Raw genomic sequence first — 15,060 nt, 5'->3', positions numbered from 1 at the left:
CACCGACCGTGCGAGAACCACGGCCCCGAGAAGCACCGTGACGACGGAAAACACCATGACGACGACGATGAGAAGGCGGGTGGCTCCCTGATGGCCGAGCAGTTCGTCGGTTCCGGCTGGGCGTTCCCGCTGCGCATCGGCCCCACCGGGGGCATCGCCCTGGTCAGCGGGGAGCGCGAGGTCGAGGAGGCCATCCGGCTCGTCCTCGCGACCGCGCCGGGCGAGCGGCCGATGCGCCCCGAGTTCGGCTGCGCCATCCACGACCTGGTGTTCGCCCCGGTCAACGAGGCCACCGCGGGCCGCATCCAGCACGAGGTGTACACGAGCCTCGACCGCTGGGAGCCGCGCATCGAGGTGAGCGACGTCGAGGTGACCGCCGGCGGCGAGACCGACCAGGGTGTGCTCTTCATCGACGTCCGCTACTCGATCCGCGGTACCAACAACCCGCGCAGCCTCGTCTTCCCCTTCTACGTCATCCCCTCCCACGAGGAGCCCGGCGCCACCGGCCCGGGCGACTCCCCTGAAAGCGACCGCTGATGGCCCTGCCCTCCCCGAACCTCGACGACCGGCGCTTCCAGCAGTTCGTCGACGACGCCAAGCGCTACATCCAGCAGCGCGCCCCGGAGTGGACCGACCACAACGTCTCCGACCCCGGCGTCACCCTCGTCGAGACGGTCGCCCACATGGCCGACCAGATCGTCTACCGCCTCAACCGGGTCCCGGAGAAGAACCACCTGGCGTTCCTGGACCTGGTGGGCATCACGCTCTTCCCGCCCTCCGCGGCGCGTACGGACGTCACGTTCTGGCTGTCCGCGCCGCAGGACGAGGCCGTGCTGCTGCCGATGGGCACCGAGGTGGCCACCACGCGCACCGAGAGCGAGGAGGCCGCGGTCTTCGCCACCGAGCGCGAACTGACGCTCGTACCGTGCGAGTTGCGTCACCTCGTGGTCCAGCGCAGCGGGGAGCCCGGCACCGACAGGACCGCCGACCTCGCCGAGGGCAAGGACCTGATGTGCTTCACCGAGTCCCCGCGGCCCGGGGACTGCATGCTGCTCGGGCTGAGCGCCGCCGTGCCGCACTGCGCGGTCGCGATGGAGCTGGACAGCCGGGTCGACGGTGTCGGCGTGGACCCGCGGCAGCCCCCGCTGGTGTGGGAGGCGTGGACCGAGGACGGCTGGGTCGGGTGCGAGGTCGACCGGGACGGCACGGGCGGTCTGAACCGGCCGGGCGAGGTCGTCCTGCACGTGCCCGGCGCGCACACCCTGTCCCGCACCGGCGGGCAGGAGGCGGGCTGGCTGCGCTGCCGGGTCACCGAGCCGCTGCCCGGCCAGCCGTTCTACACGACCTCGCCGACCGTGCGGTCCGTGGAGGCGTTCACGCTCGGCGGCACCACCTCGGCCGTGCACGCCGAGACCGTGTACGACGAGGCGCTGGGCGAGTCCACCGGCCTGCCCGGCCAGCGGCTGCGGCTGGCCCACGCGCCCGTGGTGGGCGACACCCCGCCGGTGCTGCTGCAGACCGCCGAGCACGACGGCTGGAGCGACTGGGAGGTCGTCCCGTCGTTCGCCGCGTCCACCCCGTACGACCGGCACATCACCCTGGACGCCTCGACCGGTGACATCGCCTTCGGCCCGGCGGTGCGGGAGCCCGACGGCGGCCTGCGCCAGTACGGGGCGGTGGCCCCCAAGGGCGCCGTCATCCGCGCCGCGCGCTACCGCACCGGCGGCGGGCGGTCCGGGAACGTCGCGCGCGGCGCCGTCCAGGTGCTGCGCACGTCCGTCCCGTACGTCTCCGAGGTCGTCAACCGGGAGGCCGCGCGCGGCGGGGTCGACGGGGAGACGGTGGAGGAGGCGAAGACCCGGGCGCCGATCACCCTGCGCGCCCAGGAGCGGGCGGTGACCCTGCGCGACTACGAGGAACTGGCCCGCCGGGCGGCCCCCGAGACGGCCAGGATCACCTGCCTGGAGGGCGACGAGGGCGAGCACGGGGCGTACGCGGTACGGGTGCTGGTCGTCCCGCAGGCCGTCCCCGACCCCGGTGGCCGGCTGCGCTTCGAGCAACTCGTCCCCGGTGACGACCTGTTGCGCCGCATCACCCGCCACCTCGACGAACGGCGCCTGATCGGGACCCGGCTGGCGGTCGGCCCGCCCTTCTACCAGGGCATCACGGTGGTCGCGACGGTGCACGCGTTCCGCGGCACCGACACGGACCGGGTCCGCCGCCAGGCGCACGACGCCCTGTACCGCCACCTCGACCCGCTGACCGGCGGCGCCGACGGCCGCGGCTGGCCCTTCGGCCGGCCCGTCCAGTCCGGCGAGGTCTTCGCCGTGCTCCAGCGCGTCCCGGGCGTCGAGCTGGTCGACGAGGTCCAGCTCCACCCCGCCGACCCCCTGACCGGCAAGCGCGGCGACCCGACCGACCGCATCGACCTGGACGCCCCGTCCCTGGTCTTCTCCTTCGACCACCGCGTCCGAGTGATCGGAGACCGCCCGTGAGGGGCTCCATCGACGGGCTGGGGTCCTCCTCGCCCATCGGGATGACGCTGCCGGCCGTGTTCGCCGACGACGACCTGGCGCAGCGGTTCGTCGGCGGGCTCGACGACGTGCTCGCGCCGATCCTGGCCGTCCTGGACAACCTGGACTCCTACTTCACGCCGAGCCTCGCGCCGGTGGACTTCACCCGGTGGCTGGCGGGCTGGGTCGGCGCCGAGACCGACGGCAGCGAGCCCGAGGACCGGCTGCGGGCCGCCGTCGCCGCCGCCGCGTTCCTGCACCGGGTACGGGGCACCAGCCGCGGCCTGTCCGAGGCGGTGCGCCTGGTGTTCGGCGTGGCCCCGGAGATCACCGAGAGCGGCGGCGCCTCCTGGGACGCCCGGCCGCTCGGCCCGGTCCCCGGCGACCGCCGCCCCCGCCTGCACGTCGCCCTGCGGCTGCCCGACCCGACCCGCGCCGACGAACACCGCCTCGACAGCCTCGTGGCGGCCGCCCGTCCCGCCCACATGCCCTACACGGTCCAGGTGACCGCTGCCGAAAGGACTCCCGAGAGATGACCAGCCAGACCTCCGGCACGGGACGGGAGCCGGCGCGCAGCTGTGCCGAGTGCGGCACCCGCGCGGAGCCCGGCCAGTCCTTCTGCGACTCCTGCGGTGCGGTACTCGGCTGGTCCGGGAGCACGGACCGGTCCGCCGCGGCCCCGGTGGCCGCGGGAGCCGCCGCCGCACCGGCCCGCGACTCCGCGGCCGGCCACGCCGGCGGCGGTACGGGGGCGGCCCGCACAGGCCAGGACGGGACCCCGGCGGCCTCCACGGCCCCTGCGGTTCCCGCGACCCTCGCGACGCCCGCGGCGACGACCGCGACCGGTGGCCGCCCCGCCGGGGACGAGACCCACGGGCGGGGCGACGGGCCGGTTGGCACCGGCGGCTCGGACGGGGGCGGCGACTCACGGCAGCACGCCGGTGCGGGCTCCGGTGCGGGCGCAGGCGCGTCCGGCGCCGGTGCCGGCGCCGACTCCGGCACCGGCTCCGCACAGGGGTCCGCCGAGGCACCGCTGCCGTACCCCGAGCCCGCGGGCTTCGGCAGCACCCCGGCATCCGGCGCGACCGGGACCGGGGCCACCGGATCCGGCGCGGGCGCGTTCGGCGCGGGCGCGTCCGGCACGGGCGCATCCGGAACCGGCGGATCCGGCACGGGCGCCGGTGCCGGAAGCACCCCGGGCACCCCGGTCGCTCCGGTCACCCCGGCCGCCGACGTCTTCGCCGCCCTCGCCCCCGGCACCGCCGACCGCCCCCTGTCGCCCGACGCGGACACCGAGCCGCGGGTGGGCCTGGGCCACGGCGCCCCGGCCCCCTCCGCCGCCGCCACTGCGGACGAGCGGGCCAGGTCCCTCCTCATCCCGGTGAACGACCCCGAACCCCGGGCCGCCGCCATCCCCGTCGTCGCCCCGGTACTGCCGGGCCGCCCGGTCGCGGACCGCCCCCAGGTCCGCGCCCCGGGCCCCGCCGCGGGCCCGGAGACCGGTCCGCCGTGCCCCTGGTGCGCCACCCCCAACCGACCCGACCGGCACTTCTGCGGCCGTTGCGCCATGCCCATGGCGGGCGGCCCGCGCCCGCCGGAGCGGCAGACCTGGTGGCGCCGGCTGCTCAACCTGCGCGGCTCGGAGACCCCGTGGGCGGGCGACCGCCCCCGCCTGCGCCGCGGCTTCGGACGCATCATGAACTGGGTCGTCGGCGCCGTCGTGCTGGGCCTGATCATCACCCTCGTCGTCAACATCGGCGACGGGGTGAACGCCACCCGCGACCACTTCTCCAAGCGCGCCGCGGTCGCCCCGGACAGCGTGCGCGCGTCCCGCTCGTACCCCGGCCACAGCCCGCAGCTCGCCTTCGACATGCTCAACAACACCTGGTGGGGGCCGGGGGTCTCGCAGTCCGGTGAGGGCGAGTGGGTGGAGGCCCGCTTCGACCAGCCGACCCGGCTGCTGGACCTCATCATCACCCCCGGCACCTCGACCAAGGTGGACCAGCTCCAGCAGTCGGCCCTCCCGCACCGCATCGAGGCGAAGATCACCACCGCCGACGGGAAGACGAGCACCCGGATCATCAACCTCGACCAGACCGCGGGCGGCCAGCGCCGCAAGTTCCGGGTCGGCGCGGTCGTCAAGGTGCGGTTCACCCTGCAGTCGGCCTACCACGCCGACGCGAAGAAGCAGGTGGCGATCGCCGAGATCGAGTTCTTCGGCCGCTCCAACAGCAACAACTCGTGACACGGAGCCGGATCGGATCCGATCGGAGCGCATCACATCGGATCGGATCACATCGGATCGGACCACATTGGATCGCATCCGATCCGGCTCCACGCTGCCGCTTCGGGCACTTCGTACCGTTGCGCCCGGATCGGGCGGGACCGGTCCCGCCCGGTCCCGTACCGGGATGGCCGCCCCTGATGACTTATGACCTCTCTCCGTCGCATCATGTGCAGGTTGTTGTCCCACGATGCGGTCGAGGTTGACGTGGCCATGGAGAAGAGCGGGATACGGGTCGCGGGGGCCGTGGCGGGCTGCGCCCTGCTGCTCACCGGCTGCGGCGGGACAGGCGGCGGAGACGGTTCCGGCGCCGCCCGGCGCGAGCCCGTCACGGTCGCCAAGGCCCCCGCGCGGGTCCCCGTGCCGCTGGGCAGGGGCAGCGAGGTCGACAACGACTTCAACGGCGACGGCCACCGCGACCTCGTCCTCAACGACCTGGTGAAGCGCGACAGCCACGGCGACGACGCCGGCATCGGGATCGTGTACGGGTCCAGGCGCGGACTCGCGCCCGCCGCACGGCAGTTGCTGAGCACCGCACAGCACGCGGCCGCCACCAAGGGCCAGCTGCCCGCCGTCTTCGACGCCGAGGCGACCTGCGACCTCGACGGGGACGGCTTCACCGACCTGGTCGTCTCGACCGATCCGCCGTACGACGGCCAGGGGCAGCCGCCGGTGCCGCTGCAGATCCTGTTCGGTTCGGCCCGGGGGCTGTCCGGCAAGGCCGTCAAGCTGGTGATCCCCCCGCAGGCACGTTTCGGCAACGACTGGCCGGACCAGCCCGTGTGCGGTGACTTCAACGGCGACGGGGACGCCGACCTCGTCGTGCACGCCTCCGACGGCCGTCTCAGTCACCTGCGCGGCCCCTTCACCCGCAAGGGGGCCCCGAAGGCGGCCGGCGCACCGGTCGCCTCACCCGGGAACGTACCGACCCCGCCGGCCGTGGACGTCGACGGCGACGGGTACGACGACCTGCTCGTGCGTACGGCCGAGGGGGCCGGCACCTCCGGCTCCTCGCTCGTCCCGGGCGGCCCGGCCGGCCCCACCGGCACCGCGGTCGCCCTCCCCCAGGGCATCGACGTCGCCTTCGGGCGGTTCGGCGGCGGCAAGGGGCTCGACGCGGCGATCGGCACGATGCGCGGCACGGCCCTGCGGTACGACGTGCCGGGCACCCGGCGCGCCGAGCTCGCCGTCGCCGGGACGGTCCTGGACGCCGGGGACTTCGACGGCGACGGCCGGGACGAACTCGTCTCCAGCGGTTCGCAGTTGAGGATCATCGAGAGCGGCGCGGAGGGACTGTCCGCGACCGGGACGGTGACCGTGCGGCCGCCCGCGCGGGGGACCACCCGGGTGCTGACGGTGGCCGACTTCGACGGCGACGGCCGGGCGGACCTGGTGGTGCGTACCTACCCGTCGGACACCAGGGACACGGTCGCCGTGTACCCGGGTGACAAAAAGGGCCTGATCGCGCGGAAGCCCGCACTCACCTTCTCCACCTCGGAGTTCCTGGGCGCGGAGGGCTGACGCACCGCCCTCCCGGGAACCGTGGTCCCCGTTCGCCCCGTTCACTCTGTTCGTCCTGCTCACCCTGCTTGAACAAACTTCGAACAAACTCCGAACTCACGTACAACCATCGGCGGCTCCCGACGGTCTTGTGATCGCTAACCGCCCGTGGAACCCGGGGGAACCCAGGGTTAACACAGGCGGTACGCACCCCATTGACTGCGGGCGCCTGCCAGGCGTTCCCGCATGCAGCAGGAGATTCCCGCATGCAGAAGAAGTACCTGAGACTCGCCCTCGCGACGGCCACCGCTGCCGCGCTGACGGGCGGGCTCCTCACCTTCACGGCCGCGACGGCGACGGCGGCCGACTCCGTCCACCACCCCGTGGCGGACTTCGACAACGACGGCTACGGCGACGTGGCGTACTCGGCCGGCTGGGCGACCGTCGGCGGCAAGAAGGGCGCCGGCCAGATCGTCGCCCTGTACGGCTCACCGAGCGGTGTGACCGCCGGCAACCGCACGACGATCAGCCAGAACACCGCAGGCGTCCCGGGCAGCGCCGAGACCGACGACGGCTTCGGCTGGGTCAGCGCGTACGGCGACTTCAACGGTGACGGCTTCGACGACCTCGCCACGGAGGCCTCGTACGAGGACGTGGACGGCGACAAGGACGGCGGCACCGTCCTCATCGTGTGGGGCTCGGCGAACGGCCTGTCCGGCGCCACGACGATCAAGGACCCGGCGGTCTCGTCCCACGACCGCTGGGGCACGGCGCTCGCCGCGGGCGACTTCGACGGCGACGGCACGGAGGACCTCGCGGTCGGCTCCTCGTCGAACTCGGTGTACGTCTTCAAGGGCGGTATCACCAAGTCCGGTACGTACGGCGGCCGTTACACCGTCAAGACGGACATCCGGTCCGGTGGCGACACCGGCCCGCTGGTGCTCGCCGCGGGCGACGTCAACGGCGACAGGAAGACCGACCTGGTCGTCAACGGCTACGAGACCGACAGCGACTACGGCTACAACACCAACTTCTACGTGCCCGGCTCGGCCTCCGGCCTGAAGGCGTCGTCCGCGCAGGAGGTGAAGCGCGGGGTCATCACCGGCATCGGTGACGTCAACGGCGACGGCTTCGGCGACATCGTCACCGGCCAGGACTGGGACCCCGCCAACGACGGCTCCCCGTCGGTGCCCGAGTCGGTGGACGGCGGCAAGGTCCACATCATCTACGGTTCGGCCGCCGGCCCGGCCACCACCGTCGCCGTGAGCCAGAACAGCGGCAACGTGCCCGGGTCCTCCGAGCGCGGTGACTGGTTCGGCAGCGAGCTCTCGCTCGGCGACATCAACGGCGACGGCATGACCGACCTGGTGGCCGGCGCGCCGGGCGAGAACCTGAACGGCGTGGTGAACACGGGCGCGGTGACCGTCCTGTACGGCGCCGAATCCGGCCTGAACACCGCTTCCGGCTACCAGTACTTCGCCCAGTCCACGGCCGGTGTCCCCGGCTCGGACGAGAAGGACGACGCGTTCGGCAGCGAGGTGAAGCTCACCGACGTCACCGGAGACGGCAAGGCCGACCTGACGGTCGGAGCGTACGGCGAGAACGCCTACAACGGCTCGGTGGTCTACCTGCCCTCCGACGGCACGAAGATCACCACCACCGGCGCCCGCTCCCTCGCCCCGTCCGCGGTCGGCGTCTCGACAAACTCGACGCCGGCCTTCGGCGCCAACGCCGCCAACTGAGTCCCGTCCGCTGTACGCAGGGCCCGCCTCCGCACCCGGGGGCGGGCCCTCAGTGCGAGGGCCGCCGCAGATGACGTATGAGGGCGGCGAGTCCAGCGCCGGTGGCCTGCACCACGGTGCCGGGTTCGTCGCTCTCGCGCAGGAGGAGGGTGTCCGTGCCCCGGGGGGCGGCGACCTCCACACAGTTGGGCGCGTCCTCCCCGTCGGAGAACGACGACTTCTGCCACGGTATGAGCGGTGTCATGACGAGGCCCCTCAGATGTGCCGCACGAGTCGGTGGACGAAGTCCCTCGGCTCTACGACCCCCAGCGCAGCGGCCTCCACAGAGGTGATCGCTCTGCGGTACACGTCGAGCTGCGCCTTCGCGTCGATGAACGTCCCCGCGTGCGGAGAGTCCAGCAGGACGGTGTCCAACTGGCTGACCGGGCCACGCGCCAGGAGCACCGGGCAGGACGACGAGTCGGGTAGGGGCCTGCACCTCGTGCACGCGTACGCCGACGACTGGGGCTGGTTCCGGATCAACGGCGGCAACGGCAGCGGTAGCGGCGGCAGCGGCACCGGCAGCGGCAGCGGCAAGTACGTCTGGTGCGAGCTCGGCACCGAACCCCGCCGCCGCTAGACGAAGACGCCGGCCGTGGCGACCTCCACCCGCCTGCGCGCGGTCCGCTGATCGTCGCGGAACCGGTCGACACCCCACGACAGCGTGGTGACCAGCTCGAACACCTCGTCGGCGGTGATGGTCCCGATCGCGTCGCCCGAGGACTTCGCCTCGCCGAGGAGAGCGTCCGTCCGCGCGAGCAGAGGGTTGCACGCGGTGTTCATGGACGACTCCGGGTCCTGATGGGCGGTGGCGACGCAGTACGGCAGGTCGTGCCAGATGCGCAGTTTCCAGGTCAGCCGCACCAGCCACTCCGCGAGGGCCTCCCGCGGACCGAGCGAGCGGGCCAGTTCGTCCGCCTCGGTCAACGCGATGTCGATGGCGTCCTGCATCACCGCGGCCAGCAGGTCATCCCGGGTCGGGAAGTTCCGGTAGAGCGTCGCGTTCCCCACGCCCGCGCGCAGGGCGATGCCGTCGAGCGAGGCGAGTACCCCCTCCTCCTCGAAGGTCTCGCGCGCCGCGCGAAGGATCGCGTCGCGGTTGCGCCGGGCGTCCGCGCGCAGAGGACGCGCGCCCTTCTCGACGGCACCTCGGTCAGCGGCCATGACCACCCCTCCTTGACCAAGCGGGGAGTGTCCCCACATACTCATTCGGGGACGGTCCCCACTTAGTTCTGGAGTATAGATGAACCAGTCACTCGACGGCCGGACAGTGCTCGTGACGGGCGCCAACGGCGGACTCGGCGAACAGTTCGTGCTGCAGGCGCTCGAACGCGGAGCCGCCAAGGTCTACGCCGCCGCGCGCACGCCCAGGCGCTGGGACGACCCCCGGGTCCAGCCGCTGCCCCTCGACATCACGGACCCCCGCGCCGTCGCCGCCGCCGTCACCGCCGCGCCGGACGTCGACCTCCTGGTCAACAACGCCGGTATCGCACCCGCCGGCGATTCCATCGCGGGGCCCGAGGACGAGCTCCACCGGATCTTCGAGACGAACTTCTTCGGGACACTTCGCGTCGCGAACGCCTTCACCCCGGTGCTGGCCGCACACGGCGGGGGAACGCTCCTGAACATCCTGTCCTCGGCGAGCTGGGTCAACGTGCCGACCGGCTACGCGGCGTCGAAGGCCGCGATGTGGTCGGCGACCAACGCGCTGCGGACGCAGTTGCAGGGACAGGGAACGCAGGTGATCGGCCTTCTCGTCGGCATGGTCGACACGCCGATGGCGGCACGCTGGGACGTTCCGAAGGTCAGCGCCGCGAGCGTGGTCGCACAGGCCTACGACGGAGTCGCGGACGGCTCGATCGAGGTACTGGCCGACGAACCGACGCGCGATCTGAAGTCCCGGCTGGGCACCAGGGCCGAGGAGTTCTACCCGTGGCTCGACGAACAGCTGCGGTCGTTCGTGCCGTAACCCCGCCCGCCCAGAGCGTCGTACAGGGACGACGTCATACAGACGTCATACAAGGGCAGCGGCACGCAGGGACAGCAGTACACAGGGACAGCAGCACGCAGGGACAGCGATACACAGGGACAGCGGTCCCGAACCCGGCACAACCCCGCGCGTACTCCAGGTGTCACACAGGTGAACCGAACGAAACCGTCCGATCCGGCCACCCGGCCACCTGTTTGAAGCCACCCCAGCCCCTGGAGTCCCCCGTGCGCATACGGACGTACGCCGCCCTCGCCGCCACCGTCGCCGCGGCGGCGACCACGGCCCTGGCCTTCCCTCCCACGGCGGCCGCCGCCACCCCGCCCTCCCCGTCCACCAGCGACTTCAACGGTGACGGCTACGCCGACCTGGCCGTCGGAGTGCCGGACGGCGCCGTCGCCGGCAAGGCGAGAGCCGGGTACGTCAACATCCTGTGGGGCGGCAGGAGGGGCGTGGGCGCCCACGGCGGCATCCGCGTCACCCAGGCCACCGCCGAGGTGCCCGGCACCCCGGAGACGGGCGACCGCTTCGGCGCCGCCGTGACGCTGGAGGACCTGAACGGCGACGGCATCGCGGAGCTGCTCGTCGGCGCCCCCGGCGAGGACATCACCGGGCGCGGCACGGACGCCGGCCTGGTCACGGTCGTGGGCGGCGCGGAGGACGGCCCCGGCCCGGGCGCCAACGTCACCACCGGCCCCGCCGCCTCCGCGGCGTACGGGCTGTCGGTCGCCGCGGCCGACCTGACCGGCGACGGCAGCAGGGACATCGTGGTCGGCGGCAAGGACAAGGTCGTCCTGCGCACCGCCGACGGCCTCGCCGCCACCGTCGTCACCGCGGCCATGGGCGGCCGCGCCCCGGTCCTGACCACCGGGGACTTCACCGGCGACGGCGCGGCGGACCTCGCCGTCGGGTACTGGACGAACGACCCGTTCACCCAGTCGCACGTACGGATCTGGGCGTGGGAGGCGGTGGACGAGGCCCTGGGCAACGTGTGGAACACCGACAACGCCGGGATCTCCGCCCTCGTCACCGGCGACTTCGACGGTGACGGCCACGACGACCTGGTCCTCGGCGAGTGCCGGGAGATCGCCGACGAGAACATCGACGACCCGTGCGGCCCGGAGGAGTACGCGAAGGGCGGCGGCCTGCACATCCACTACGGCACCGGCTCGGACGGCTCCTTCGGGTTCCGCAAGCAGACCCTGAACCAGGACACGGCCGGCGTACCGGGCGTCGCCGAGTCCGGCGACCGCTTCGGCGCCGCCCTCGCCGTCGCCGACCTGAACGGCGACGGCCGCGACGACCTGGTCGTGGGCGCCCCCGGCGAGGCGATCGGCACCCGGGCGGCGGCGGGCGCGGCCACCCTGGTGTTCGGCACGAAGGACGGGCTGGTCGACGCGTCCGGCCAGGGCCACGCGGTCGCGTACAACCAGGGCACCCCGCGCGTGCCGGGAGCGGCGGAAGCCGGTGACGCCTTCGGCGCCGCCGTCGCGACCGGCGACTACGACCACGACGGCACGCGGGACCTGGCGGTCGGCTCACCGGGCGAGAACGCGCGTTCCGGTGGCGTGTGGGCGTTCCCCCGGTCGGGCGCCGACGGCTCCTACGCCCTCACGCCCGCCAGGCTCGGCCTGCCCGCCCCGACGAGCGCACTCGCCTACGGCGGAACTGTGAGCAGCCGGTAGTCGGTCAGTGATCCGGTCAGTGATCCGGTCAGTGGTCACCCGGTAGCCGACCGGTGGTAAACCTCCGGCATCCCCTAGGGAGCCCCTAGGGGATGTCACAGCTCGGCAGCAAAGCCGGGTCCGATGCCCCGGGCCCGGCCCGTGACTCTGCGGGACCAGGTACGTTCGATTACGTGGCTGGATTCAGGATCGGACGCGGCCGGGACAACCGCACGCAGCAGGCGCCTCCGCGGCAACCGCGGCAGCAGCCGTACGGACAGCAGGCCCCCCGGGGCGGCCCGTCCTACGGCTATCCCCCCGCGCCCGGGGCCCACCCGCAGCAGCCCCAGTACGGCGGCGGCGGGAACGGCGGCGGCAACGGACCGCAGCAGTGGCCCCAGGGGAACGGGCACCCGCAGGGGAACGGACACGGCGAGCCGGAGTACTTCGGCGACCCCGGCCACCACCCACAGGGCCACCAGCCGCAGGGTCACGACCCGTACGCGGCCAACCAGCCGGGCCACACGACGGCGTTCTCCATCGACGAGGACCCGTACAACCAGGGCGGCACCTACCGCGCGGGCCAGACCGCCGCGCCCCCGGTGGGCCCCAAGCTGCCCTGGAAGGAACTGCTGAGCGGCGTCGTCATGCGCCCGAACCCGACCTTCCTGCAGATGCGCGACTACACGATGTGGGGCCCCGCCCTCGTCGTGACGTTCCTCTACGGCCTGCTGGCCGTCTTCGGCTTCGACGGCGCCCGCGCGGACGCCATCAACGCCACGCTGGCCAACGCGGTGCCCATCGTCCTGACGACGGCGGTCGCGATCGTGCTCAGCGCCTTCATCCTGGGCGTCGTCACGCACACCCTGGCCCGCCAGCTCGGCGGCGACGGCGCCTGGCAGCCCACGGTCGGCCTCTCCATGCTGATCATGTCGATCACGGACGCGCCGCGCCTGGTCGTCGCGATGTTCGCGAGCGGCGACGCGCCCTTCGTACGCATCCTCGGCTGGGTGACATGGGTGGCGGCCGGCGCGCTCTTCACGCTCATGGTCGGCAAGTCGCACGACCTGCCCTGGCCCAAGGCCCTGGGCGCGTCGGCGATCCAGCTGGTCGCGCTCCTGTCGATCATCAAGCTCGGCACGTTCTGAGCCGGGCATGAACGCACATCCGTCACCGTCACCGTCGCCGTCACGTCTGCCGGCCGAGGTCAGCGCACCCGGCCGGGTGGCCGGCCCCGCCGAGGGGATCGGCCACGAGGAGCTCGCCCTCGCGGCCCGCAACCACGGCCTCCCCCTGGAGGCCCTGCGCTACGACGTGACCCCGCCGGGGCTGCACTACGTCCTCGTCCACTACGACATCCCGGCCGCCGACGCCGGCACCTGGACCCTCCCGGTCCACGGCCGCGTCCGTACGCCGCTGACTCTGGACCTGGCCGCCCTGCGCGCCCTGCCGTCCGTCACCCACCGCGTGACGATGGAGTGCGCGGGCAACGGCCGGGCCCGGCTCACCCCCCGCCCCGTGAGCCAGCCCTGGCTGGTCGAGGCGGTCGGCACGGCGGACTGGACGGGCGTACCGCTGCGGACGCTGCTCGCCCGGGCGGGGGTCGAGCCGGACGCCGTCGAGGTGGTCTTCACCGGCGCCGACCACGGGGTGGAACGCGGCGTCGAACAGGACTACGCCCGCAGCCTGTCCCTCGCCGACGCGACGGCCGCCGACCCCGAGGTCCTGGTGGCGTACGAGATGAACGGCGCCCCGCTGCCACCGCAGCACGGGTACCCGCTGCGTCTGATCGTCCCCGGCTGGTACGGCATGGCGAGCGTGAAGTGGCTGACCGACATCACGGTCACCGACACCCCGTTCACCGGTTTCCAGCAGGCGGTGGCGTACCGCTACCGCCAGTCCCCCGACGAGCCCGGCGAGCCCATCACCCGTATCGCCCCGCGCGCGCTGATGATCCCGCCCGGCTTCCCGGACTTCATGTCCCGCACCCGGGTCGTACGCCCCGGCCCCGTGCCGCTGGAGGGACGGGCCTGGTCGGGCCGCGCCCCGGTCGTGAGGGTCGAGGTCAGCACGGACGACGGCACGACGTGGCAGGACGCCGAACTCGCCCCCTCTCCGGCGGACGGCGACGCCTGGTCCTGGCGCCGCTGGCACACCTCCTGGGACGCGGCCCCCGGCCACCACGTCCTGACGGTGCGCGCCACGGACGCCGAGGGCACCGCCCAGCCCCTCACCCAGCCGTGGAACCGCGGCGGCTTCGCCAACAACGAGGTACAGCGGATCACGGTGGCCTGCCTGTAGCCGGGCGACCGTTCGGCCTGACCGAACCGGGCACGAGATGTCGGGTGCGGCGAGGTACGCCCTTCGTAACGTGAAGGGCGTAAGGGAAGGAGGCCGGGTTGCTGGAACGGTTGAACGAGGCGCTGGAGCACATCGAGACACGTCTCGGCACGGAGGACCCCGGGGCGCTCGAAGTCACCGAGCTGGCCCGGATCGCGATGACGTCGGAGTACCACTTCCGGCGGATGTTCTCCGCGCTGGCGGGGCTCCCGCTGTCCGAGTACGTCCGGCGCAGACGGCTCACCGTCGCGGGCGCCGAGGTGCTGGCCGGCGAGCGGACGCTGCTGGAGATCGCGGTGCGGTACGGCTACGGCTCGGGGGAGGCGTTCGCACGGGCGTTCCGGGCCGTGCACGGCGTGGGCCCGGGCCGGGCCCGCCGCACCGGAGCCACGCTGACCGCCCAGCCCCGGCTGTCCTTCCGCCTCGTCGTGGAAGGGAACAGCAGCATGCGATACCGGATCGTGGAGAAGAAAAAGTTCCATGTGGTCGGCAGGAAGATCCGCGTCCCCCTGGTCCACGAGGGGATGAACCCGGAGATAGCGCGGTTCATCAGGAGCATCGACAAGGAGACGCTGCGCCGCGTCACCGCCCTGTCCGACCAGCAGCCGTCAGGGATCGTGGGGGTGAGCGACAACCTGGACCCGAGCCGGGCGGAGGGAACGGAACTGGACTACTACCACGGGGTGGTGACAGGAACAGCGCCCTCCACCGATCTCGACTCGCTGACGGTCCCGGCGGGCACCTGGGCGGTCTTTGAGAACTCGGGCCCGTTCCCGCAGGCGCTCCAGTACCTGTGGCGGGACGTCTTCACCCAGTGGTTCCCGTCCAACCCGTACGGGACGAGGCCGGGCCCCGAGATCCTCAGCACCCGCCTCTCCCCGGACGCGTCGCAGGCGGAGGCGGAACTGTGGATCCCGGTGGAACGGGAAGCAAGGCCCTGACAAACCCTGACAAGGCCTTAAAGGGCTTCCCTGTTCACCTTGGCCGCGTC

Annotated in this window: 14 protein-coding genes; 12 read left to right on the top strand and 2 right to left on the bottom strand. The window is 73.0% G+C overall.

The window, feature by feature from the left end:
* Window positions 1-90 precede the first annotated feature (90 nt).
* From QFZ75_RS20630 to QFZ75_RS20605, 6 genes are all read left to right on the top strand, one after another.
* Window positions 91-537: a GPW/gp25 family protein gene (locus tag QFZ75_RS20630; RefSeq protein ID WP_307538983.1), complete on the top strand. Its 447-nt coding sequence runs from the start codon at window positions 91-93 to the stop codon at window positions 535-537.
* Window positions 537-2,495, top strand: coding sequence for a putative baseplate assembly protein (locus QFZ75_RS20625; RefSeq protein ID WP_307538982.1), 1,959 nt, complete (start codon window positions 537-539; stop codon window positions 2,493-2,495). Before QFZ75_RS20630 ends, QFZ75_RS20625 begins: the two co-directional genes overlap by 1 nt.
* A complete protein-coding gene (locus QFZ75_RS20620) occupies window positions 2,492-3,049 on the top strand; it encodes a phage tail protein (RefSeq protein ID WP_307538981.1) in 558 nt (185 codons plus the stop codon). The genes QFZ75_RS20625 and QFZ75_RS20620 overlap by 4 nt, the downstream gene beginning before the upstream one ends.
* Window positions 3,046-4,758: a zinc ribbon domain-containing protein gene (locus QFZ75_RS20615; protein WP_307538979.1), complete on the top strand. Its 1,713-nt coding sequence runs from the start codon at window positions 3,046-3,048 to the stop codon at window positions 4,756-4,758. The genes QFZ75_RS20620 and QFZ75_RS20615 overlap by 4 nt, the downstream gene beginning before the upstream one ends.
* Before the next feature lie 252 nt (window positions 4,759-5,010).
* Window positions 5,011-6,318: a VCBS repeat-containing protein gene (locus QFZ75_RS20610; protein WP_307544629.1), complete on the top strand. Its 1,308-nt coding sequence runs from the start codon at window positions 5,011-5,013 to the stop codon at window positions 6,316-6,318.
* Between the two features lie 245 nt (window positions 6,319-6,563).
* Window positions 6,564-8,039 carry an FG-GAP-like repeat-containing protein gene (locus QFZ75_RS20605; protein WP_307538977.1) on the top strand — a complete coding sequence of 492 codons (1,476 nt, stop codon included), beginning with the start codon at window positions 6,564-6,566 and terminating at the stop codon, window positions 8,037-8,039.
* A 49-nt stretch (window positions 8,040-8,088) separates the two neighbouring features.
* Here QFZ75_RS20605 and QFZ75_RS20600 read toward each other — a convergent pair whose 3' ends face one another.
* The gene (locus QFZ75_RS20600) at window positions 8,089-8,283 is read right to left on the bottom strand and encodes a DUF397 domain-containing protein (RefSeq protein WP_307538975.1); all 195 of its coding nucleotides are present in this window, start codon (window positions 8,281-8,283) and stop codon (window positions 8,089-8,091) included.
* Between the two features lie 84 nt (window positions 8,284-8,367).
* On the opposite strand from QFZ75_RS20600, the gene QFZ75_RS20595 reads away from it, so the two are divergent.
* A complete protein-coding gene (locus QFZ75_RS20595; RefSeq protein ID WP_307538974.1) occupies window positions 8,368-8,658 on the top strand; it encodes a hypothetical protein in 291 nt (96 codons plus the stop codon).
* Here QFZ75_RS20595 and QFZ75_RS20590 read toward each other — a convergent pair.
* The gene (locus tag QFZ75_RS20590) at window positions 8,655-9,242 is read right to left on the bottom strand and encodes a TetR/AcrR family transcriptional regulator (RefSeq protein ID WP_307538972.1); all 588 of its coding nucleotides are present in this window, start codon (window positions 9,240-9,242) and stop codon (window positions 8,655-8,657) included. The two genes, QFZ75_RS20595 and QFZ75_RS20590, sit on opposite strands and share 4 nt — an antisense overlap.
* A gap of 79 nt (window positions 9,243-9,321) precedes the next feature.
* On the opposite strand from QFZ75_RS20590, the gene QFZ75_RS20585 reads away from it, so the two are divergent.
* From QFZ75_RS20585 to QFZ75_RS20565, 5 genes are all read left to right on the top strand, one after another.
* Window positions 9,322-10,047 (top strand): SDR family oxidoreductase, encoded by a 726-nt coding sequence (locus tag QFZ75_RS20585; RefSeq protein ID WP_307538971.1) that lies wholly within the window; start codon window positions 9,322-9,324, stop codon window positions 10,045-10,047.
* A gap of 245 nt (window positions 10,048-10,292) precedes the next feature.
* Complete coding sequence (locus QFZ75_RS20580; RefSeq protein ID WP_307538970.1) at window positions 10,293-11,750, top strand: FG-GAP and VCBS repeat-containing protein; 1,458 nt, start codon at window positions 10,293-10,295, stop codon at window positions 11,748-11,750.
* A gap of 92 nt (window positions 11,751-11,842) precedes the next feature.
* The gene (locus QFZ75_RS20575) at window positions 11,843-12,877 is read left to right on the top strand and encodes a Yip1 family protein (protein WP_307538967.1); all 1,035 of its coding nucleotides are present in this window, start codon (window positions 11,843-11,845) and stop codon (window positions 12,875-12,877) included.
* Between the two features lie 7 nt (window positions 12,878-12,884).
* Window positions 12,885-14,030 carry a sulfite oxidase gene (locus tag QFZ75_RS20570; RefSeq protein ID WP_307538965.1) on the top strand — a complete coding sequence of 382 codons (1,146 nt, stop codon included), beginning with the start codon at window positions 12,885-12,887 and terminating at the stop codon, window positions 14,028-14,030.
* Between the two features lie 98 nt (window positions 14,031-14,128).
* Complete coding sequence (locus QFZ75_RS20565; protein ID WP_307538963.1) at window positions 14,129-15,010, top strand: GyrI-like domain-containing protein; 882 nt, start codon at window positions 14,129-14,131, stop codon at window positions 15,008-15,010.
* Window positions 15,011-15,060: the final 50 nt, after the last annotated feature.

Source organism: Streptomyces sp. V3I8 (assembly GCF_030817535.1).
Classification (GTDB): domain Bacteria; phylum Actinomycetota; class Actinomycetes; order Streptomycetales; family Streptomycetaceae; genus Streptomyces.
The sequence above is the reverse complement of the archived record's forward strand: the minus strand, read 5'-3'. Positions and strand labels throughout refer to the sequence as shown.

Bases quoted from the DNA above. Each gene is read 5' to 3' on its own strand.
- QFZ75_RS20570 (WP_307538965.1), top strand. From the start codon at position 12,885: ATGAACGCACATCCGTCACCGTCACCGTCGCCGTCACGTCTGCCGGCC.
- QFZ75_RS20630 (WP_307538983.1), top strand. From the start codon at position 91: ATGGCCGAGCAGTTCGTCGGTTCCGGCTGGGCGTTCCCGCTGCGCATC.
- QFZ75_RS20605 (WP_307538977.1), top strand. From the start codon at position 6,564: ATGCAGAAGAAGTACCTGAGACTCGCCCTCGCGACGGCCACCGCTGCC.
- QFZ75_RS20575 (WP_307538967.1), top strand. From the start codon at position 11,843: ATGTCACAGCTCGGCAGCAAAGCCGGGTCCGATGCCCCGGGCCCGGCC.
- QFZ75_RS20610 (WP_307544629.1), top strand. From the start codon at position 5,011: ATGGAGAAGAGCGGGATACGGGTCGCGGGGGCCGTGGCGGGCTGCGCC.
- QFZ75_RS20600 (WP_307538975.1), bottom strand. From the start codon at position 8,283: ATGACACCGCTCATACCGTGGCAGAAGTCGTCGTTCTCCGACGGGGAG.
- QFZ75_RS20590 (WP_307538972.1), bottom strand. From the start codon at position 9,242: ATGGCCGCTGACCGAGGTGCCGTCGAGAAGGGCGCGCGTCCTCTGCGC.
- QFZ75_RS20585 (WP_307538971.1), top strand. From the start codon at position 9,322: ATGAACCAGTCACTCGACGGCCGGACAGTGCTCGTGACGGGCGCCAAC.
- QFZ75_RS20625 (WP_307538982.1), top strand. From the start codon at position 537: ATGGCCCTGCCCTCCCCGAACCTCGACGACCGGCGCTTCCAGCAGTTC.
- QFZ75_RS20615 (WP_307538979.1), top strand. From the start codon at position 3,046: ATGACCAGCCAGACCTCCGGCACGGGACGGGAGCCGGCGCGCAGCTGT.